The sequence below is a fragment of the Pseudovibrio sp. WM33 genome, assembly GCF_001623165.1.
Taxonomy (GTDB): Bacteria; Pseudomonadota; Alphaproteobacteria; order Rhizobiales; family Stappiaceae; genus Pseudovibrio.
The window spans coordinates 1-22,005 of sequence record NZ_LMCK01000025.1 but is presented as its reverse complement, the minus strand read 5'-3'; the positions used below and the strand labels follow the sequence as shown (position 1 = coordinate 22,005).

Annotated in this window: 18 protein-coding genes; 9 read left to right on the top strand and 9 right to left on the bottom strand. The window is 49.7% G+C overall.

What is annotated here, in order from left to right:
* Positions 1-223 precede the first annotated feature (223 nt).
* The 4 genes from PsWM33_RS28635 (at position 224) to PsWM33_RS06660 (ending at position 8,215) form a co-directional block, all read left to right on the top strand.
* The gene (locus tag PsWM33_RS28635; protein WP_082826902.1) at positions 224-1,603 is read left to right on the top strand and encodes a calcium-binding protein; all 1,380 of its coding nucleotides are present in this window, start codon (positions 224-226) and stop codon (positions 1,601-1,603) included.
* Positions 1,552-5,463, top strand: a complete 3,912-nt coding sequence (locus PsWM33_RS28630) for a calcium-binding protein (RefSeq protein ID WP_063299638.1) — start codon at positions 1,552-1,554, stop codon at positions 5,461-5,463. Before PsWM33_RS28635 ends, PsWM33_RS28630 begins: the two co-directional genes overlap by 52 nt.
* 313 nt (positions 5,464-5,776) lie before the next feature.
* Positions 5,777-7,174 (top strand): calcium-binding protein, encoded by a 1,398-nt coding sequence (locus tag PsWM33_RS28625; protein ID WP_063299637.1) that lies wholly within the window; start codon positions 5,777-5,779, stop codon positions 7,172-7,174.
* A gap of 207 nt (positions 7,175-7,381) precedes the next feature.
* The gene (locus tag PsWM33_RS06660; protein ID WP_208994424.1) at positions 7,382-8,215 is read left to right on the top strand and encodes a GNAT family N-acetyltransferase; all 834 of its coding nucleotides are present in this window, start codon (positions 7,382-7,384) and stop codon (positions 8,213-8,215) included.
* 66 nt (positions 8,216-8,281) lie between these two features.
* On the opposite strand, the gene PsWM33_RS06655 is transcribed toward PsWM33_RS06660, so the two are convergent.
* Positions 8,282-8,938 carry a DNA-3-methyladenine glycosylase I gene (locus PsWM33_RS06655; protein ID WP_082826904.1) on the bottom strand — a complete coding sequence of 219 codons (657 nt, stop codon included), beginning with the start codon at positions 8,936-8,938 and terminating at the stop codon, positions 8,282-8,284.
* 155 nt (positions 8,939-9,093) lie between these two features.
* Positions 9,094-9,843 (bottom strand): protein phosphatase CheZ, encoded by a 750-nt coding sequence (locus PsWM33_RS06650; RefSeq protein ID WP_063287144.1) that lies wholly within the window; start codon positions 9,841-9,843, stop codon positions 9,094-9,096.
* A 448-nt stretch (positions 9,844-10,291) separates the two neighbouring features.
* Here PsWM33_RS06650 and PsWM33_RS06645 point away from each other — a divergent pair, with 448 nt between their 5' ends.
* Together PsWM33_RS06645 and PsWM33_RS06640 are read left to right on the top strand one after the other, a co-directional pair.
* Positions 10,292-11,002, top strand: a complete 711-nt coding sequence (locus PsWM33_RS06645) for a L,D-transpeptidase (RefSeq protein WP_063299636.1) — start codon at positions 10,292-10,294, stop codon at positions 11,000-11,002.
* Between the two features lie 207 nt (positions 11,003-11,209).
* On the top strand, positions 11,210-11,980 hold the full coding sequence (locus PsWM33_RS06640) for a hypothetical protein (protein ID WP_063295448.1): 771 nt from the start codon (positions 11,210-11,212) through the stop codon (positions 11,978-11,980).
* A 27-nt stretch (positions 11,981-12,007) separates the two neighbouring features.
* Here PsWM33_RS06640 and glcF read toward each other — a convergent pair whose 3' ends face one another.
* The 3 genes from glcF to PsWM33_RS06625 are packed head-to-tail and all read right to left on the bottom strand — an operon-like array spanning position 12,008 to position 16,053.
* The gene (glcF, locus tag PsWM33_RS06635; protein ID WP_063299635.1) at positions 12,008-13,318 is read right to left on the bottom strand and encodes a glycolate oxidase subunit GlcF; all 1,311 of its coding nucleotides are present in this window, start codon (positions 13,316-13,318) and stop codon (positions 12,008-12,010) included.
* 3 nt (positions 13,319-13,321) lie between these two features.
* The gene (glcE, locus tag PsWM33_RS06630; protein WP_063295446.1) at positions 13,322-14,521 is read right to left on the bottom strand and encodes a glycolate oxidase subunit GlcE; all 1,200 of its coding nucleotides are present in this window, start codon (positions 14,519-14,521) and stop codon (positions 13,322-13,324) included.
* Between the two features lie 35 nt (positions 14,522-14,556).
* Positions 14,557-16,053 (bottom strand): FAD-linked oxidase C-terminal domain-containing protein, encoded by a 1,497-nt coding sequence (locus tag PsWM33_RS06625; RefSeq protein WP_063299634.1) that lies wholly within the window; start codon positions 16,051-16,053, stop codon positions 14,557-14,559.
* 340 nt (positions 16,054-16,393) lie between these two features.
* Here PsWM33_RS06625 and PsWM33_RS06620 point away from each other — a divergent pair, with 340 nt between their 5' ends.
* Entirely contained in the window at positions 16,394-16,792 is a 399-nt protein-coding gene (locus PsWM33_RS06620) for a c-type cytochrome (RefSeq protein ID WP_063299633.1), read from the top strand.
* 65 nt (positions 16,793-16,857) lie between these two features.
* On the opposite strand, the gene PsWM33_RS06615 is transcribed toward PsWM33_RS06620, so the two are convergent.
* The 3 genes from PsWM33_RS06615 to PsWM33_RS06605 all read right to left on the bottom strand — a co-directional run bounded on the left by PsWM33_RS06615 (position 16,858) and on the right by PsWM33_RS06605 (position 19,119).
* Entirely contained in the window at positions 16,858-17,304 is a 447-nt protein-coding gene (locus PsWM33_RS06615) for a GNAT family N-acetyltransferase (RefSeq protein ID WP_063299632.1), read from the bottom strand.
* A gap of 187 nt (positions 17,305-17,491) precedes the next feature.
* Positions 17,492-18,148, bottom strand: coding sequence for an oxygen-insensitive NAD(P)H nitroreductase (gene nfsB, locus PsWM33_RS06610; protein ID WP_063299666.1), 657 nt, complete (start codon positions 18,146-18,148; stop codon positions 17,492-17,494).
* A 194-nt stretch (positions 18,149-18,342) separates the two neighbouring features.
* A complete protein-coding gene (locus tag PsWM33_RS06605; protein ID WP_063299631.1) occupies positions 18,343-19,119 on the bottom strand; it encodes a glycoside hydrolase family 16 protein in 777 nt (258 codons plus the stop codon).
* 215 nt (positions 19,120-19,334) lie between these two features.
* On the opposite strand from PsWM33_RS06605, the gene PsWM33_RS06600 reads away from it, so the two are divergent.
* Together PsWM33_RS06600 and fbaA are read left to right on the top strand one after the other, a co-directional pair.
* A complete protein-coding gene (locus PsWM33_RS06600) occupies positions 19,335-20,150 on the top strand; it encodes a (Fe-S)-binding protein (RefSeq protein WP_063299630.1) in 816 nt (271 codons plus the stop codon).
* A gap of 279 nt (positions 20,151-20,429) precedes the next feature.
* Positions 20,430-21,500 (top strand): class II fructose-bisphosphate aldolase, encoded by a 1,071-nt coding sequence (fbaA, locus tag PsWM33_RS06595; RefSeq protein WP_063287135.1) that lies wholly within the window; start codon positions 20,430-20,432, stop codon positions 21,498-21,500.
* Between the two features lie 163 nt (positions 21,501-21,663).
* Here the strand turns inward: fbaA and PsWM33_RS27285 are convergent.
* Positions 21,664-22,005 (bottom strand): hypothetical protein (locus PsWM33_RS27285; protein WP_193778366.1); only part of this gene is annotated, 342 nt, incomplete at its 5' end.

The window sequence follows — 22,005 nt, the reverse complement described above, 5'->3', positions numbered from 1 at the left end:
CTCTACTCGGGGTGCGTTTTTTATTGCGTTGATTTGCGTTACTTGTGAGATTTCTGCGCGTTTATGTATCTATGACATACCTGCAGTAACTTCAAAATACTTATCCATCTAATTTATGTAAATTTAGCGATTTCTCTGAGTCACCTAGACACAACCTTGAAGTGTATTTATTATATGTGCTCAATGCATATATTAAAATATTTATGAAATTCGAGGAAAACAGATGACTGCAGATAAAATGCCTCTTGAAGGCGATAACAGCTACGGTTTCAAGCGTGGAATAGGCATCGACTATTTTGGAGGAGCGCCTGGAATCACTACCATTCGTTTTGATGGTGACCTCACACTAAGCGATTTCAAAATCCGCCTCGAAGGTGGCGATCTGGTATTCTATCTGATCGACCCGGCTAACCCGAACCAGCCGCTTAATGAGATTGCTGACGTTTTTTACTTTGATAATTGGATTGCTGGTGATCACGGCATCGAACGATTTGAATTTGCTGATGGGACGGTTTTCTCCAACCTGACGGTTTCAAGCAGTGGTTATGTCAAGTACTACGGCACAGATGGAAACGATATCTTTAATGGCACGTCTGCTGGCGAAGAAATCTATGGCAGTGCCGGTGCTGATATAATTGACGGTGGCGGCGGTAACAATGTCATCCGGTACAGCAATTCCACAGAAGGCGTATCTGTGAATCTGGACACAGGAGCAATGTCTGGTGGTGACGCGGAAGGCGATCAGCTTTCGAACATCAAAACAGTTTTCGGATCAAATCATGATGACGTGATTATTGGCGATGACAGCAATAACGGTCTCTATGCTCTTGACGGTGACGATCATCTGGAAGGCGGAGCTGGCGATGATTGGCTCAACGCTTATGGCTCTGGAGACAATTATCTCGATGGAGGCACAGGCAACGATACAGTTCGCTATCGCTGGTCCAAGTCCGCTGTCACAGTAAATCTCGTTGATCAGACAAAGAATGAAGGTGATGCGGACGGAGATACCCTTGTCTCCATTGAAAACGTTATGGGCAGCAACAGTTACGATGACCACATCACAGGCGATGCCGATAATAACAAACTTTGGGGTTACGGTGGCAATGACACCCTGGACGGTGGCGACGGTAATGACACTCTGCTCGGTGGCAAGGGCAATGATATCCTCAAAGCCGGTAACGGAATTGATATCCTTGAAGGCGGAGCCGGAGACGATGAGTTCCATTATGGTGAAGGCGTCACCACCTTCTGCTATGACCTTGGTGATGGCAACGACACCATTCATGTCAACCACGATGTAGATTCTTCCTACAATGACAAAATCGTCTTTGGCCCAGGCATCTCCCCTGATGAGATCACGGTAACTCGCCAGGGAGAAGGCACAGATAAATATGGCACCGAACGCAATGATCTTGACCTCCTGCTGACATTCAAAGATGGCGGCAGCATACTTATAAAAGATGCATTCTTTTTGGGGGCTAATCCCCTCACTTTTGGCGAGTTCCACTTTTCAGACGGCACTGTCTGGAACTGGGAGAGCTTCAACAAATGCGTTTCGAAAAGGCAAGTGATGGAGAAGATATTCTTGATGGTACTCTGAGTGATGACACCATCAATGGCCTTGGCGGCGATGATGACATTGATGGTCTTGCTGGAGATGACCATATAATTGGCGGTGAAGGCAACGATAAGCTTCAAGGTGGAGAAGGTGATGATCTCGTTGAAGGCGGTGATGGCAACGATGAACTTTTCGGCCGAATAGGCAGCGATATTCTTGATGGAGGAGCTGGGAACGATGTAATCGTCAGTGCGAGCGGTGACGGGAATGTAGTCCTCGGTGGTAGCGGTGATGATACTATACAAGTTATGTGGGGAACTGCCGATGTAACTGGTGGCACTGGTGACGACACAGTTTCCTTTTCAGGAACAGACCTTACTGTCCGCTACAACCTGGGTGACGGCAATGACGTCATTGCACCGATCAGAGCTAGTGATTTTAAGGGCAATCACAAGCTGATACTTGGCGAAGATATCTCTCCCGATGAAGTCACAGTTTCACATCCAGTTGGCTCTACAACACAGGTGCTGCTCACTTTCAAGGACGGTGGAACACTCCGGATTGGAAATGCTTTTGACCAGACAACCAACCGCTTTTCCTTTGGTGAAATTGAGTTCTCTAATGGCACTGTTTGGAACTGGGAAGCTATCAACGAGAAGCTTGCAGACAGTACTGGCGAAGGTGAGCCTGCTACCCGACTTACATTTCCAGACAGCGTCGACAACTTCTCTACCAATGCCTTAAACGACCATATCATTCACGCTGGTGGAGGTGATGATAGCATTGAAACTGGCGCAGGTGACGACAGTCTCTACGGGCAAGCTGGCAATGACACATTGAAAGGTAGAACTGGCAATGACCTGCTAGACGGTGGTGATGGTGACGATACCCTCATTGGCGGTGCCGGCAATGACATCCTGAAAGCAGGGAATGGAAATGATACGCTAGAAGGCGGCACCGGTGATGATGAGTTCTATTATGGTAATGGTATCACCACCTTCCGATATGACCTTGGCGATGGCAACGACATCATTCATGTCAATCATTCAGAGGATGCGACGATAAACAATGAAAAAGTTGTATTTGGTGCTGGTATCTCACCCAACGAAATCACTGTAACACAAGTGGGCGAAGGCATAGACCAACAAGGATATCTTCGTGACGACCTTGATCTGCTTCTAACGTTTAAAGATGGCGGCACGTTGCTCATCAAAAACGCCTTTTACATTTATCCTACCGCGTACACGTTCAGTGAATTTCATTTCGCAGATGGCACGGTCTGGAACTGGGAAGACATCAATCGGTTCTGCTTTGAAAATGCAAGTGGTGACGATGACGTGCTCGCGGGTACTTTGGGTGATGACGTTATTTATGGCTTTGGCGGCGATGACAGGATCGAAGGTCTCTTGGGAAATGATCACCTCATAGGTGGCGAAGGAAACGACACTCTCAAAGACAACGACGGAGATAATCACCTTGAAGGAGGTGCTGGCAACGACAGGCTCACTGCAGTTCAAGGCAACAATATTCTTGATGGCGGAGAAGGCGACGACACCATCAACAGCGGGACTGAAGGAGAAAATCAGGTTATTGGAGGAGATGGCAACGATACTATACATGCCTACCACGGCACTTCGATTGTTGCAGGAGGAGCCGGTGATGATACTACATGGGTCTATCGCGACACTGCAATAATAACAGGTGGAGCAGACAACGACACAACCTATGTGACACGGGGTGCTGAAGTCACCATCCATTACAACTTGGGCGATGGCGATGATTTAGTAGAGTTTTGGGAGCCTGAAGATTTTAAAGACAAAAATAACAAAATAATTTTGGGTCCTGACGTCTTGCCTGATGAAGTCACGGTTGCAAGAACATCATCTAATCCGAACAACATCATACTCACCTTTAAAGACGGCGGAACTCTGCTCCTCAGCGGAGTGATGGACCCTCACAGCTTGCGGTTCATCCTTGGAGAGATTGAGTTTGCTGATGGCACTGTGTGGACCTGGGAGAACATCAACCAGAAGCTGCTTGAGAATGTGAGTGACGGGGACGACCTCTTAGGTGGTACCACTGGTGATGATGTGATCAGGGGACTCGGCGGGAATGACACCATTTATGGCGAAGACGGTGATGACCACCTGATTGGCGGAGAGGGAAATGATATCCTCAAAGGCGGAGATGGTGATGATTTGCTTGAGGCAGGTTTTGGAGGCGATGATATCCTTGATGGTGGGAATGGCAATGACACTCTCCATGCCGGTACGCCGCATGCAATTCAGCTGCTAGGCGGCAGTGGAAACGACACCCTCTATGTCTTCCATGGCGCATCTCACATTGAAGGTGGAAAGGACGATGATATCCTTCACTACTACGGTGGCGATATCACAGTTCACTATGGTCTTGGGGATGGTCACGATATTATTCATGCAAATGGCAAGGCAGGTCGTCCATCCAATAAACTTATCTTTAACGCAGCCATCACTCCTGACGAAGTTCTCGTGAGTGGTTCACTTGAGTTTACCTTTGCAGACGGTGGTACGTTACGTCTGGATGATGGCTTCTTCCCTTCAGGTAAAAAGATGTTATTCAACGAAGTTCACTTTTCCGATGGAACGGTCTGGACCTGGGAAGACATCAATCAAAAGCTCATCGACAGCGCAGCAGCTCACGCCTTTGATCATGGAGCCAGAGCTGGGAATGATACGATAACGGGTACTGTTGACGGTGACATTATCAAGAGCCTTGCAGGTGATGATGTTGTCGACGGTGGGAACGGCAGAGACTTCATCTTTGGCGGCGATGGAAATGACACCATCAAAGGAGGAGATGGAAGTGACGTCCTGAGTGGTGATGCAGGAAATGACCACATTTACGGTGAAGCGGGCGACGACAAGCTGCACGGCGGTGATGGTGACGACCAGATGTTTGGTGGAGACGGGAACGACGAACTCTATGGAGGTAACGGCAATGATCACTTGTATGGTGGAGACGGGGACGATCTACTAGGCGGCGGCACAGGTGATAACATTCTTGAAGGAGGAAATGGTGATGATGTCATGTCCGGTAGTACACTAGGAAACAACACACTCCTTGGAGGTAATGGAAACGATAGTTTCTACAGCCTGGCTACTCCTACAAGCGACGTCATTACAACTATTGAAGGTGGAAGTGGCAACGATACTCTTCATTACTCTGGTGGTGAAGTTGTGTTCCATTATGGCTTGGGTGACGGGAAAGACATCATCCATACCAAGCACTTATGGACTGCAGAAAGCAAGATCGTATTTGGTGAAGGAATCACTCCAGATGATGTCAGCATTGAACGCTCCGCTGGAAACAGTAGCTCTTCTGACCTTCAGTATCACTTCAAAGACGGAGGTTCGCTACTGATTGTGGACGCATTCTCATCAACAGTAGGCCGACTGGCCTTTGGTGAGATTCAGTTCGCAGACGGTACTGTCTGGAACTGGGAAGACATCCACGAAAAGCTTCTGAAAAATGCAAGTGATAATGCCGACATCCTTTGGGGCACGAATGGTGATGACGTCATCAACGGCTTTGGCGGAGATGATGTTATTGTTGCCGTAAACGGAGATAATCAGATTTCTGGAGGTGCTGGAGACGATACAATTACCTGCGGCGATCACCGTGATACAATCATTTTTGGCGAGAGCTTTGGCAATGATACAATCATCGATTTTCATGCAAACCAAGGTTTCATCGACACTATACAATTCTCAGATGGTGTATTTGAGACCTTCGAGGATGTGATATCCGCAGCTCGCGAGGAAGGCTCTGATACGATCATTCAACTTGATGAAAACAACTCAATCACTCTGCAGTTTGTCGAGGTTTCTGATTTACATGCTGATGATTTTAGTTTTGTCTCTTAACTTTTGCGTATAGCACTAACTTCGAAGCCTCGGCACTACTGTGCCGGGGCTTTTTCGTAACCACATACTGAAAGTTATGACGAAAACCTCTCCAGCCGTTTTGAATAAACTTTACATCCTAAACTGCGATGCACCTTGTAAAAGAAACTTATCTGTAAGTTATTGTGGATTTTAATATTTCTTCGAATCAACAAGACCGAGCATTTGTATTTCTTACCTCACTTTGGGTCAGCCACACGCAATCATGAGCTGCATAAATATTACGTGCAATCTGCACAATTATAAAAATTTATAAAACTCGAGGATTGTGGCCATGAATATCCAACTCGGAAGTGGCAATGAGAACTATACTACTACTAGTTCTGAAGACCACCTTGTTTTAGCCGGTGCAGGCAACGACACTATTATAACTGCTGCAGGCGATGATCGGCTCTACGGAGAAGCTGGGAATGACAGCCTAAGTGGTGGAGAAGGTGATGATTACCTGGATGGTGGCACTGGGGATGACATTTTGTCTGGTGGTGCCGGGCACAATGCTTACTTCTTCGACAGAGGCTATGACAAAGACGTTATTACCGACACTTCGGGTGATGATACCGTTCAGTTTGGCTCAGATATTACATTGGATCATATTAGAGTTGTCGCAGGCGGTTCTGAAAATCAGGACCTCTTAATCTACCTCATTGATCCAGAAAATCCGGATAAACCGCTCGATGAGATTACCGATATTCTAACAATCCGAAACGGAGCGCTCGATACCTCTCCATCAATGCAGTTTAAGTTTGCGGATGGCACGACCCTCTCTAACATCGCACTTAAAGAAGATGGACGTGCGAAACATTATGGCACTGCCGGAGATGATAATTTCATCGGTAGTACTGGCAGAGATGAAATTTATGGCAGTGCTGGTGCGGACACAATTGATGGTAAAGAGGGCCATAATATTGTGAACTACCTTCTTTCAACTGAAGGTGTGTCAGTGAACCTCGATACAGGCGTGATGACTGGTGGTTTCGCTGAAGGTGATCAACTTACCAATATTGATGCCATTATTGGTAGTTGGTATGACGATGTTCTCATCGGTGATGACAATGACAACTATTTATTTGCTCAAGCCGGTAACGACCATCTGGAAGGCGGTGCAGGAGACGATGAGCTGAATGCGTATGCCGATGGTTCCGACTATCTCGATGGTGGTGAAGGCAATGATACTGTCCGTTACCGTTGGTCCAGCTCTGCTGTCACAGTGGATCTGACAGATCAGTCCAACAACACAGGTGATGCTGCTGGAGATGTTTATGTCTCTATCGAAAACATTATGGGCACTGACAAGCATAGCGACCACTTAACTGGTGATGCTAATGCCAACAAGATCCATGGATACGGTGGCGATGACACCATCTTCGCTGGAGCTGGTGATGATACCGTTATCGCAGGTGATGGTAATGATGTGGTTGAAGGTGGTGCTGGGGACGATGCATTCTTCTTCAGATCAGACTTCGGCAACGACATCATTACAGACTTCACTGCTGGTGCCGGTTCTGAGGATGTGATCCAGTTCGCTGCTACATTCGATAGCGTTGCAGATGTCCTTGCTGCGGCAAGTGATGTTGGTGCGGATACTGTTATCTATGTGAATGATGACACTTCAATCACCCTGCAGAATATTTCTGTAGCTGATCTCCATGCTGATGATTTTGCATTCGTTTAAGTGGTGGTGAATTAGACTAATATGAGGCCTCGGCGTGTATTCGCCGGGGCTTTTTTATATTTCGCCCTGCTGATCTAACGTTTGACAATAGCGGATGAGTGACAGGACGCTTGGTTCTGCTTTGATGGGGTGTGTTGCCCTTGTGGGCGTTGATTATTTTCAATAGCTTCATGCTGATTGAAAGCAGGGTGACTTGAAGGACGCGGTGTGGGCAACGAGCAGGAAATAGCGAAGACGCTGGGGGTACGCAGTGATCTTCTTGTGGAACGGAGCGTTAGTGAGGTTGAGGTTCATCCAGACCGGATCATTTTGCGCATACCGGAAGAGCCTCATTACTGGGCTGGCAACATGGTGTTCTTCCGGGGTGACAAGGTTGAACCAGAAAAGCAAATTGCGCAGTTTCGTCAGGACCTTCCAAAGGCTGCACACACAATGTTCGGTTGGGATACGCCTGACATGACGATTGGGGCTGCACATACGCCTTTATCTGATCTTGGATACAAGTTGGAACAAATCGATGTGCTAAGCCTGACCGGGCCTTTGAACCGTGCTCCGGTGCCTGATGGGATCGATATCCGTCCTGTTCAGACTGATGAAGACTGGGAGCAAGTCATCGCGCTCCAAATCGACACTGCTGTTGATCAGGACTATGACCGAGACAGTTTCGGGAACTACGCGCGGAGACGCTTTGAGAGCCGTCGCCGCCAGGTTAAAGCAGGATTGGCGAACTGGTTTGGCGCTTTTGATGGGGATCTCTTGGTTGCAGATCTGGGAATCTATACCGATGCAGCGGTTTCGCGTTTTCAGGAAGTTGAGACACGGCCCAGCCATCGCAAGCGCGGCATATGCGCGGCTCTCGTTACCGCTGGTGTCGACTGGGCTAAGGCGCAGGCACCTGCTACCATACCTGTCTTACAAGCTCACAGTGACGGCCCGGCAGGCCGGATCTATCGGCGTTGTGGCTTTGAGCATCGCGAAACGCTTGTTCTTGCGATCCTTCCACCCCAAGGCACCTTTGAGCGTCCGGCTGACACTGCATAGCAATCGTACGAGGTGACTGGTGCATTAAGCCCCCTCACCTCGTCATCCATTTCAGCAGAACTTCTACTAGCTCTTCACAGGGCGCACCAAAGCCTCGCGTTTGGCCTCAACGATGTCCCGGCAACAGCAGCCTTCGAGGTGATCATTGACCATGCCCATAGCTTGCATGAAGGCGTAGACGGTGGTTGGGCCGACGAAGGACCATCCGCGTTTTTTGAGATCTTTGGAAATGGCCGTGGAGATTTCGGTTTTGCCGAGTGTCTTCAGGTTGGCGTAATCACAGGTCTCAGGGCGTTGATCCGGGGCTGGTTCCCACTTCCAGAAGTAAGCTGCGAGTGAGCCGAACTCCTCACGCATTTCCAGTGCCCGATTGGCGTTGTTGATGGTGGAATTGATCTTGCCGCGGTGACGGATGATGCCGGCATCCTGAACAAGGCGCTCGATGTCATTTTGTGTGAACTTTGCGACCTTCTCAAAATCAAAACCTGCAAAGCCAGCGCGGAAGTTCTCACGCTTTCGCAGGATAGTGATCCAGGACAGGCCGGACTGGAAACCTTCGAGACAGATCTTTTCAAAAAGGCGGATGTCGTTGGTGACCGGATGCCCCCACTCATCGTCATGATAGGCCTGATAGAACGGATCTCCGCCATGCCACCAGCAGCGGTCTTTGCCATCTTCTCCGCGGATCAGTCCTTCAGCAATCGGTGTTGAGTTCTGGTCCATTGCCTTGCCCTTCTTGGTCAATTGTCTTTGCAGGTTCTTGTTGGGCGACCATCAGTCACCCTCACTAACCCGCTCAAAATGTTTATGTTATGTTCTCTTATAAAGCATTGGCTTGCCAAAATAGCAAGCCATCTGCATATCACTTTTCGGAAAGATCAATCGAACAAAGCGTCAATGTCATCCTGTGTCACGGTACCAGCTTCCACATCCAAAGCCGGACCGTGAAGCAGTGCGGAATCATCGCCCTCTTTATCAGAGGCAATACGATCACTGATCTCCTTGAAGCTTTCAATACCGCCCCAGATCTCAATCATACGGATGATGCGCTCTTCGACGAATGACAAGGTGTTCACTACCTTGCTGATGCGCTGGCCAGTCAAATCCTGGAAGTTACAGGCTTCAAAGATCGACACCACCTGCTCATGAATGTCAGTGACAAGGCCTTCATGCTCACTTGGGACCATTGGCATGACGGTTGCCGCGCTCTGGTCGATGACTTCAGCTGCGGTCAGGATTTGTTCAGTCGCCCCTTCGGTGCCGGATACAATCGCGCCCAGCTCCAATGTCACGCGGCCACGCTCGTCATTGTCTACGCTTGCCTTGTTGTGAAGAGCAGCAATTTCATTCTTGGTCTCAGCGATTGCCTGATAAATCGCATCCAGCTCACCCTTGAGCTTTGCGGCCTCGCCGATTTCCTCACGCAGTTCTTCTGCGACGCGTCGGGACAGTTCTTGTGGGTCAGTTGCTGGAGATCCTACCAACTCTTTCAAGCTGGCAATTTCTTCCATGATCTGCTGGTGACGCAACTCTTCACCATTGTCCTGAATCGGAGTGCTTACTTCGGTGCGTTTGCTACGCACTCCGAACTGAGCCTCTGCACGAAAGGTTTTTCTTACAACTGACATCCCAACCCCGAACTCATGAAGCTAATACGCTTCCTAATGAGGACCACACCGTCGCTACTCCTGTCCGGCGATGCACCCTCTTTTGTTTTCCGCCCTTTCTTCGCAAACTGGCACAGGCTTACGAAGACAGGCTCTCAATTACAGGTTTTAAATAGCAATCCCGGTCACAAGACGCGTCCATGCACCCATAAGTAAGATGGGCACGATTCGCACTCCTGCACGCCGGTCACTACTCACATACTTCTTAGAGTGTTAATTATTACCTTAGATTTATCACCATTGATTTTTAAGGATAAATTCGACGATTGGCCGCATAACCCAGTAACAATTGGTTAACCTTAGTTTGAACTAGCATTAATTACATTGATAATTTTAACGATTATTAGAACTGCAACTCCTAGTTTTCCCGAGGACATCGGGTCATTGGCAAGGTCCAGAGGAGTGTGGAATGTTTGGAGCAACGGCAAAAAGCAAAGCAAACTGGTTTGTTACTTTGTTCGGCGTGGGTAGCTTAGTTTGTGCGTTTGGTACTGCTGCGCAAGCAGAGTACAAGCCGCGCGCCTCTGCACCTCCACTTGTCCTTAGCCCTGATCTTGCAAATCCGTGGGTTGTGCAAATCCCGCGATCCCAAGCCAAGGCTGTCCAGAACCTTCGTGGATCTGCAAAGCAAGCAAGACGGTCGCGTACGACATCAAAGCGGTACGATCGCCGTGTTCCCAAACAATTCTTGCCGACGACAGTGAGCTACAACACCTCGTATTCACCCGGATCTGTCGTGATCGATACGACATCACGATATCTTTACCTGGTGCAAAGCAATGGCAAGGCCCGCCGTTATGGCGTGGGCGTTGGCCGTCCAGGTTTTGAATGGGCTGGCGTTCACAAAGTTACCCGTAAGCGTGAGTGGCCAGACTGGCGGCCACCTTCAGAGATGCTGAAACGGCAACCAAGCCTTCCCCGTTACATGCCAGGCGGACCGCGTAACCCATTGGGCGCGCGTGCACTTTATCTGGGCTCAACGCTTTACCGTATTCATGGCTCGAATGAACCATGGACGATTGGCCAAGCAGTTTCTTCCGGCTGCATTCGTATGAGAAACGAAGATGTGGCGGAGCTGTATAATATGGTTCCGGTTGGCGCAAAGGTCTATGTGCGCTAGACATGCACGTTTGTTGCAATCCTGGGTACAGGAACCTATGATAATGTAACAACTTCAAGTTGCTTGCCGTACCCCAGTTAACGGCAAAGCATCAAAAAATAAAGGTCTGTCTTTAAACAGACTTATTATGTGAATGTGCCGTTGCTGACCATCTGATTGAGGGACTTTTCCCCCAGGCCACATCTGTGTGTTTTGGGAGTGCCGCGTATGTGTACCAAGAAGAATGGACTAGTCATCAGCAAGGACGAAGTGGTCGCAACTCTTTCCAGTATTTTGTCCAGCCCCAACTTCAGGCGAAGCCCGAAACTAACTGCCCTCCTGACATTTCTCGTCGAGCGTAAACTCTCCAAACAGGAAGAAGACCTCAAAGAGCAAGTTATTGGACAGAGGGTCTTCAATTTATCTGAGGGATTTAATCCGCGTGAAAACCCAATTGTGCGGGTCAACATCTCGCGCTTGCGGTCTCTTCTGCGGGGTTACAACGACGCACACCCTGATGCCCATCACATGCAGATCCGGTTGCCGGACATGGGCTATGTACCTGTTTTTGAGTGTCTACGACCAGTTGTTGACGGAGTTGATGAAGAGAGCAACACCTCTCCTTCACAACACACGAGCGAGGAACGCTCACCCATTGAGCTGCTGAATGAGCCTTTGAACTCTGAAGACATCACCCAAATCCGTGGTGTTCTGGAGGATTGCCTGAAAGACCAGGGACCATCACTCAATCGGTATACACTTGCAGCCATCCTGCTTGGCTGTTTCGCCAGTATGCTGAGCCTGTTGCTACTCGCTCACGAGACTGGTTTGGTTTTTGCTGGAGATTGGCATACCCAAGTCGTCGCGGTTACGCCCGGCGCAGTTGAAGTGGTTCAACTCCCCCCTCAATTAGCCAAGGAGCTTCGCCAGTTAGAAGGTGAAATTGGCGGGAAAGTCAGTTGCAGGATCCACTCTGAAGACCACATCCACGTCGAGTAGAGGAGCTCGCCCCTCCTCAACCTTTCATTAGTTGCTTGCAAGTTGTTGCGGTTTTGGACCACCGTAGGCCCAATCCAGAAGCTCGATGCTATGGATGACCGGGATTTGGGTGCCGCTGGAGATTTGGGTGATGCAGCCGATGTTGCCGGTGGCGACGAGGTCTGGCTGGGTAGCTTCCAGATTGCTTACTTTGCGGTCTCGCAGAGCAGTGGCAATTTTGGGCTGCATGATGTTGTAGGTACCAGCCGACCCACAGCAAAGGTGACCTTCCAGAGGTTCTTTGACTGTGAAGCCAGCATTTTGTAGCAGCTTCTTCGGTTGCCAGGTGATCTTCTGGCCATGTTGCATGGAGCAGGCAGAGTGGTAGGCGATGGTCAGCTCTTCGTGCGGCTGTGCTTCGCCCAAATCCTGTTCAATCAGAAACTCAACGATATCCTTCGACATCTGCGAGATTTGTTGAGCTTTCGCGGCGTATTGCGGGTCATCGCGCAACATGAAGCCATAGTCTTTGATGGTGGTACCACAGCCAGACGCGGTGATGATAACAGAATCGAGCCCCTCATCTTCCATCTCTCTCATCCATGCATCAATGTTGGCTTTGGCCTGTTCGTTAGAGGCTTCTTCCTTGCCCATATGATGAACGAGCGCACCACAACAGCCCTCGCCTTTCGGGAAGACCACTTCATAGCCGATGCGGGTAAGTAAGCGGGTAGCTGCATCATTGATCGACGGGGCAAGGACGCTTTGTGCGCAACCTTTCAGGATGGCGACACGGCCTCTCTTCTGCACTTTCGGCGCAATGGTTTCCTGTCCTGCAAACTGGGAGGGCATTGCAGATTTGGTCGGAGCCAGCGCCAGAAGGGTACCCAGCTTTGCAAGCGTGCCGCCGCATTTCTTCATGAGCCCAGCAAGTGGGCGACCATAGAAGGCGGCTGCGATGGCAAGACGGAAACGGCCCGGTTTGGGAAGAATGGCCTGTAGCACTGCTCTGAGCAGCCGGTCTTGCAACGGACGCTTGTAGGTGCGTTCGATATGGATGCGAGCGTGATCCACCAGATGCATGTAGTTCACACCCGAAGGGCATGTGGTCATGCAAGACAAGCAGGACAGGCAGCGGTCGATATGCTTGACCGTTTTGGCATCTGCAGGGCGGTCGTTTTCCAGCATCTCTTTGATGAGATAGATGCGACCACGTGGACTGTCCAGCTCATCTCCCAGCAGCGCGAAGGTCGGGCACCTTGCGGTACAAAACCCGCAGTGCACACATTTGCGCAGGATCTGTTCGGAGACTGCTGTCGCGCTATCTTTGAGTTGTTCTGGTGTAAAGTTGGTTTGCATGACCTAGATCCCCGCGTACATTCGGCCCGGATTGAGGATTCCGTGTGGATCAAACTGTGCTTTTAGACGTTTTGAAAGACCCATTAACGTCTCTGCTTGCGGCTGGAAGACATCAACACTGGCACGGAGTTCAACACTCCCTCTCAGGAGCGTTGCGTGTCCACCTCCGTTTTCCGTGATGATCCGGCGCAGAGGAACATCATGAGGTCCTTCACCTTCCATTTCTACCCAGACAAGACCACCAGCCCAATCCATCATCCATCTGATCGCAAATCGTTTTTCCAGCTCAGCAATCACTTGTTGGCCTGCAGTCGGGGAGACCGAAAGCTTCCAGAGCGGCTTGTCACTTCCGGCAAACGGAATGAGGTCACGCAGATCACCCCAAGTTTTGCGGGAGGCCTGCCCTTCAATGAGCTCCTGCGATGGAAAGCGTTTCAGGATGCTACGAAGCTTATCCAAACGATATTCGATGGAAACGGGAATGCCTTCCAGTCTGAGTAAGGTGATGGAATGTTCTTGTGAAAGCGGGCAGAAGCCTTTGGGCAGATGAGCTGCGGAAGAAACCTCTGCTGAAGAACCCATGGCTTCTGACATGGCACTGGATGCTTCTTGCGAGGTCAGGCCTAGCAATACGAAGGTGCATTCTTTGGCTGCTCGTGGGAGGACTTTGATGGAGAAGCTTGTGGCAACGGCGAGAGTGCCCCATGAGGAGCAGAAGCCGCGTGACAGATCATAACCGGTCACGTTTTTCACTACGCGCCCACCTGCCTTGAAGATCTCACCACGCCCAGAAACAGCTTCCAGACCAAGCACATGGTCGCGCGCCGCACCGGCTTTGAGGCGACGTGGGCCAGACAGGTTTGTTGCCAAAACACCGCCGATGGTGCCTGCCTGAACTGGCACTCCCAAAACAGCACTGAGATCTGCCGGTTCAAAGGGGAGTTCCTGATTATGCTCCTTCAAGAGGGTCTGAACGTCCGTCAGTGACGTGCCCGCCTTGACCGTGAGCACCAGTTCTGCCGGTTCATAGTCGATCACGCCAGCAATGCCGTCTACGCGCAGCGTATGCGCGGACTGCACTGCCCTGCCCCAGTTGCGTTTGGAGCCACTGCCGATCACTTCCAGCGGAGTTCGCTCGGCGGCGGCCCATTTGACGACCGCCTCCAACTCCTCAGCTGTTGTTGGGTGGAAACCCTCTCCCATGGTTTCGTCCTGTTCTCTTGTCTTAGGATCACGCTCTAGAAGCGTGGAATATCCGGGAATGGCAACTGGCCTTGATGTACGTGCATGAAGCCAAGCTCCGCACAGCGATGCAGGACCGGGAACATCTTGCCCGGATTGAGAAGCTGCTTCTCATCAAACGCGCACTTCACGCGTTGCTGCTGTTTCAGGTCATCCTCAGAGTACATTTCCGGCATGAGATCGCGTTTCTCAATCCCGACGCCATGTTCTCCTGTGAGGACACCGCCCACTTTTACGCAGAGGCGCAGGATATCTGCGCCAAAGGCTTCTGCTGCTGCCAGCTCGCCGGGAATATTAGCGTCATAAAGAATGAGTGGATGCAAGTTTCCATCACCTGCGTGGAACACGTTAGCGACGCGTAACCCGTGTTTTTCGCTCAGCTCCTGCATCTCTTGCAGGACTTGTGGCAGAGCTGCGCGTGGGATGGTGCCGTCCATGCACAAATAATCCGGCGAGATGCGACCGACCGCCGGGAACGCAGCCTTACGCCCTGCCCAGAATGTATTGCGCTCCTCTTCTGACTGAGAGACGTGCAGGTAAGATGAGCCATTCTTTTCTGCGATTGCACTGACGCGCTTGAGCAGATCGTCAACCTCAGCCTCAGGTCCATCCAGTTCCACGATCATGAGGGCGTCAACATCCAGCGGATATCCTGCATGTACGAAGTCCTCGGCAGCATCAATGGCGAGCTTGTCCATAAGCTCCATGCCACCGGGAATAATGCCCGCTCCGATGATTTCAGCAACACATTTGCCTGCTTCTTCCGAGCTTGGGAAGCCGATGAGTGCAGCGCGTGCTGTTTCCGGTTTTTGTAAAACGCGGACAGTGACTTCAGTGACAATGGCAAGCAATCCTTCGGACCCTGTAAGCAGGGCCAGCAAGTCGTAGGCCTCAGAATCCAGATGTTTGCCGCCGAGGCGGATCACCTCTCCAGTGATGAGAACGATTTCCAGCCCCAACAGGTTGTTGGTGGTCAAACCGTATTTGAGGGAGTGCACGCCGCCGGAGTTTTCTGCGATGTTACCGCCAATGGAACAGGCGATTTGAGAAGACGGATCAGGAGCATAATAGAAGCCATCCTGCTGAACAGCCGTCGTAATCCCCAGGTTGGTTACACCCGGCTGGGTCACAACTGCCCGGTTTTCCAGATCTATTTCCAAAATCCGGTTAAATTTCATCATGGACAGCAAAACGCCGTCTTCCAACGGCAATGCACCGCCAGACAGGGAAGTCCCGGCACCACGAGGCACCACTTTTACATCATTGTCATAGCAGTACTTGAGCACTCTCGAGACCTGATCCACGGTCTCAGGCAAGACCACCACAAGCGGCAGTTGGCGGTATGCCGTCAAGGCATCCGTCTCATAGGGACGCATCTCGATTTCATCGCAGATAACACCTTCTCCACGCACGATTTTTTGCAAATCAGCGACGATTTTGGAGCGCTTTTTTAGTGTTTCCTGTGACGGTTTTGGCATCGCGATCGCTGCCATCAGGCCTCCCTCCTGAGTTGTGATTTGAAACTATATTTCCAAGCCACCAACCCAACCGTACTTACTGAATACAATAGCTGAGACTCTCATAATTTTTGCAAAGATAAAAGCCGCATTAAGTCTATTGTCGCCCACAAAACAACGGCTTCAGTTTTTGGTGAGTTTGACTCAAAGCAAGTTATTTTCAGTCGTTTATGCTTATGATCAATTCCGTCCGCGACAATATGCCGTAACAATATATACGAAGGTAACGTCGAATCTGTGGGAACTACCCCATGAGTTAGACTATGTTGTTCTCTATTCGCGGTTATCTCTTAGGATATAGTGGGAAGGATAAAATATGAAGCAGTTTGGCGTCGTTGCAGCGCTTGCATTGCTGTTGAGTTCTGGTGCGGCCTTCGCTGAAGGCGATATTGCTAAGGGCGCAAAAGTTTTCAAAAAATGTAAGGCTTGTCATGCTGTTGGTGAAAAAGCCAAGAACAAGGTAGGACCTAAACTCAATGGCATCATCGATGCTGGTTGGGGTGAAGTCGAAGGCTACAAGTATTCCAAGCCTCTTCTGGCAGGTAAAGAAGAAGGTAAAGCTTGGGACGCAGCTACCCTGGACGCATACCTTACAAAACCGAAGAAAGTTATCCCGAAAGGTAAGATGGCTTTCGCTGGTCTTAAGAAAGAAACTCAGCGTCAGGACGTTATTGCGTACCTCGCTCAGTTCAATAAAGACGGCTCCAAGAAATAATTGGATTCCAGAGATTCTAAAGATCGGGGGTCGCAGTTCTGCGGCCCTTTTTTATTGGCGTACGCTCATACCTCTGCCTTACGCACCATCTTGTTTGCAAGGATTGGGATGCCATTGTACTCGGTGAGGAACTCACTGGTAATGACAAAACCAAATTGCTCATAGAGCCGCTTGGCCGGCAGGTTGGATTTAGCGACATAGAGAGTTGCCTCCCCCTCAGTCCTATCCAGCATGTGTTGCATGAGCGTTCTGCCAATGCCTTTGCCTCTGCCTTTCGGGTGGACGAACAATGATCTCAGATCAGCTCCATCCTGAGCTGCATAAGCCAGCATTTTCTCTTCTTCATAAACTGAGATTTGCGACGTGATTAGACTCGTATAACGCTTAGGGTCCTGATCAAGCGGGAGTAATTCAAACTGCTTATCTTCATAGACAAACTCATCAAGTTTGGACTTCGCGTAAATATCTAGCACAGCTGGAAGGTCCGCTTCCTGATACGGTCTGATCATCATTCAACTCTTTCTAAGTATATATGTTTTTCGACTCCCTCATATTTTGATGACAGCCAATTGAGGTGACTTTGTGCGCCTGCTTTTGATTGTAGTGTCGTACAGTCCAATTGCAGAATAAAACTCGGTCATTTCATGTAAAAAGGGATGCATGAAGCACCCCTTTTTTTGGCGTTAAGTACAGAGCGGATTAGGCCAATTCTGTGAAGATTTCGCCTTCTGGGAGGCGGGATTTTGGGAGGGAGGCGTTGAAGTCACTTTCGTGACGATGGCCGAGGGCAATCAAAGCAACTGCGCGGTAGCCTTTTTCGGTGAGGCCGAACTCTTCGTCCAGTGCTTGTGCATCTACGCCTTCAATCGGCACTGCATCAATGCCCAGCGCGCCTGCACCCAGCAGGATGGTTCCCATGTTTAGATAGACCTGTTTTTCCATCCAATGGTCAGCGTCTTTCAACTGGTCACGATGAATGCCAACAAAGGTGGCACGGCCTGCTTTTACTGTTTCTTTTACAGCTGGGTCAGCGAAGCGTTTGTCTTGTTCTTCCGCTTCCAGTAGACGGTCCAGATATTCATCAGAAATGTCTGTTCTTACGCAGAAGACGATGACGTGGGAGGAGTTGAGCACCTTGCCGTTGTTGAAGGAGAACATGCCCTGTGTTCCCTTCGAAACGCGCTCGCGCCCTGCCGTTGTATCGGCGATGATAAAGTGCCATGGCTGTGAGTTGACGCTGGATGGGCTAAAGCGAAGCAAGGATTTAATGTGGTCAAACTGCTCTGCAGAGATCTGCTTTGTAGGATCAAATTCCTTGGTGGAATAACGGCTCAGTGCGACGTTTTTCAGGTTCATGTTCATTTTCCGATTTCTTGTTTTAAGTGATGTTCTGACCGGAAGATAATCAATAGTTTTTTCTTAGCAAGTACGCACATAAAATGCACATAGGCACAAGATGTATACTGTAGGCTCCGTATCCGACATCTGATAAAGTAATTCCACTTAGCCGAGGCGCTATCTACCTCCTATCAAGATCAAAAGCATGGACATTATTCTGATTGCGCAAAGCATCGAATGAAGTCTACTTCCATCCAGGCATCTTGTTCTGGTGTCTTTGGGCCACTGTGAGGGAACTCATAAAAGTTCAACATGAGCTGCATCGGATAATTTGGAGATTGAGTGGTTGTTGTAACCAGCTCACCATCAGTGAAAAAATCGATCTTATTTGGAGACCAGTCTATTGAATAGACGTGCCAATCAGAGACATCAATCGGCAAGACGCTATCATCAAACTCATCTTTGAGGAGTGGATCATTAATTCGTTTTATTCCACGCCCGACTTGAGCTTCTTTCTCCGTCGCACTCTTGCCAAAAATCTCAAAAACCGTAATTTCTCCAGAATGATCGGGCTGATCTTCAAAGCCGATCAGCCATAGCGCGGCTAAATTCCATGGTTTCAATTTTGCACGAACACGTATGTCCAGCCTACAATATTGTGGCAAGAACAGCTGCATTTCAGGAACCTCAGACTTTACTGTAAGCCCAGCACGGAACCTGTGTTGCCCATGAGGGCTATTGAGGGGGCCTGCAAAATGCCCAGTCTGGATACCCGATACCTTGTTTTCTCCATCGAATTCTGGCGACCAGTATTGTTGATTTTCAGAGATGAACAAACGGAGCTTTTTGTCCGTTATCTCATAACTTGCCGCAGACAATTCCAAGGAACTCCAGTGAGGGAGGTAGTTGGGCAACCATTTATTTATATCGAGAGCAGGACCATCAAAATTATCTTCAAAGATAAGCTTAGAGTTTGACTGGAGGATCATTCAGATGCCTTCACATAATGAATAATTGAAATTTCTGATGCTAAATTGTGGTCTTTGAACTTACCCGGCGTGCCATACTTCTGATAGCAAATTTATGGTGGTTTCCCCAAACCTAAGCAATCTTTTTATGCATTGAAGTCCCCTTCGAATTGTGGCAGGCAGGTTTGAGCGATTTCATTTATGCATTGCTCCGAGACTGCAGGACTTTTCTTTTCATGGCCCGACAAAGACGCCCAAAATATAAGAAGGATGCCCTAGTCGGTTTGTTTGTTTCCTGCACTACCAATCTCTTTCGTCCTTCCCTCATAAAAGCTGCAATTCATCTGCTGGAAAGAGCTGGTTATGAAGTTGAAGCACCCAGCATTCAGAGTTGTTGCGGGCTTGTGTCGCTTCGCTCCAATGAACTGGGTGATGCGCGGGATATGGCGAAGGAGGTGATTTCTCAGTTTGGTCATTACGACTATGTGGCTGTGCTTTCTCCTTTTTGTGCCAAGGTATTTGAGCGGGCCTATGCGCCTCTCCTCTCAGAGCAGTCCGAGGAACTGGCGAAGATCACGACCAAGTTTACGCGCAAATGCTTTGAGGTGTCTGATTTGCTGCTGGCTGCACCTGAGTTTGGGCAGAGCTTGCAGGGTTTTGCAGGTAAGGTTGCGTTTCTGGATGTGTCAGATGCCCCAAATCTGTTTGGCAGTCAGGTGGCTTCCCGCACTTTGCTGGGTCAGATGGAGCAAGTCAGCGTTGTTGACCTGCCGCAGATTTGCGCTTCTCAAGTGAAAGGCGCTCCAGAGGGGACGATCTCTCCCGAACTGGGGGCCGGTGATCTGAGTGGTTTGCTGCACGCTGTGCGCTCATGCGGGGCTGGCACGCTCGTCTCGACAGATCTGGCGCTTCTGATGGAGCTTTCTACCCATCTGCGCCGCTATGGGTCTGCCATTGAGCTCAGACCTGTTCTAGAGGTTCTGGCAGGCGATATCCAGTCTATGCCGATTGGCTTGAGTGCCCGTGTGATGGCTGGTCAGTCCATCCTCTGATTCCCCTAGGTCGATGCCGAAACTTGCGCAGGGATTGTGGTTCCTGATGCTGCTTGTGAAAAACACAAATTCTACATGACGGGAATTACTGCTTAAGGCCAGTGATTTGCCTCTTAAATCCATTAAATTCCTCAGAATGCCCTTACAAATGTTGTAGTTCTGCGTATTGCTGAGTAGTGTGCGCGGCAACTGGCCAAGGCCATGGTCCGGCTTTGTTGCCAGTTCACAGTGTGAGGCACTTTGTCTCCCCTATCTGCTGTTACACAGGAGCCTATAAAAATGGGAAAGCTCAAGCCGGGCGTCATCTTTGGTGAAGACTATAAAACCCTGATTGAAGCATGCCGCGAAGGTAAGTTCGCCTTGCCTGCGGTCAACGTTGTTGGAACGGACTCCATCAACGCAGTTCTTGAAGCAGCAGCTGCAAACAATACAGATATTATCGTTCAGCTCTCCAACGGTGGTGCGCAGTTCTATGCCGGTAAAGGCATCAAGGACAGCTTCCAGGCAAAAGTGCTTGGGGCAGTTGCTGCAGCTCAGCATGTGCACCTTCTGGCAGAACATTACGGTGTTGGCGTTGTGTTGCACACCGACCATGCAGACAAGAGCCTGATCCCTTGGCTGGAAGAGCTCATCAAACACGGTGAGGCGTTCTACAAGGCAAATGGCAAGCCACTGTTCTCCTCTCACATGCTGGATCTTTCTGCAGAAGACATCGAGTTTAACCTATCTGAGAGCGAACGCCTGCTGAAGATGATGGCTCCGCTGGAAATGAGCCTTGAGATTGAGCTGGGCGTGACTGGTGGCGAAGAAGACGGTATCGGTTCTGATGATGACATTGGTGCAGACAATCCGAAGCTCTACACCCAGCCTGAAGATGTCCTGCAGGCTTATGACCGTCTGAACCCGCTTGGCCATTTCTCCGTTGCTGCGTCCTTCGGAAACGTGCACGGTGTTTACAAGCCAGGCAACGTGAAGCTGCGCCCTGAAATTCTGCGTGAAAGCCAGAAGCTGGTCAGCGAAACTCACAGCCTTGGTGCAAACCCGCTGGCACTTGTGTTCCACGGTGGATCCGGTTCTGAGAAATCCAAGATCACAGAGAGCCTGAACTACGGCGTGTTCAAAATGAACATCGACACCGACACACAGTTCGCCTTCTCTGAAAAGGTTGGTGCGTATGTGGAAGCAAACGCAAATGCTTTCAAATACCAGATCGACCCGGAAACTGGTGCTCCAACGAAGAAGGCTTACGACCCACGCAAATGGCTGCGTGAAGGTGAACTGGGCATTGTTGAGCGCCTGAAAGAAGCTTGCGAAGACCTGAATTGCGTTGGCAAGAGCCTCTGCCAGTAAGCTGACTAGATTTTATAAGATTGAAGAGCCCGGTGCAGACGCGTCGGGCTTTTTGCTTACCTGTATATCTCTGTCAAATGAACCTTGGAGGCTGAGATCTCTCCAAAATCGTGTTTACCCGGCTCGAGACGGCTGAGCCTTCACCGGGAAATCAACGATCAGATTAAGCCATCGTGCTCTCGCCATCTAAAAACAGGATCGGTACGCCGAGGTTTTTGGCTACCTTTTCGACGTGTTCCATGAAGATCTGGTATTTTTCTTCCTTAGTCAGGGCCTTTTTACCTTCAAACTCCTGAAACGCGATGGTGTCGGGTGAGGGTTCAGCATCTATGAGAAAGATGCCTTTGATCTTGATGGGCTCAGTTGCATCTACGCCTTGTTTATGTTGAACGCCTTCCTTCGATGAGACAATCACCTCGTTGTGTGCGTAGTAGGTGTTGTCCATCAGGTCATCGACGGGCTGCTTGGACTGGCTCAGGAAAACTGGAGAGCCTTCTGATACGAT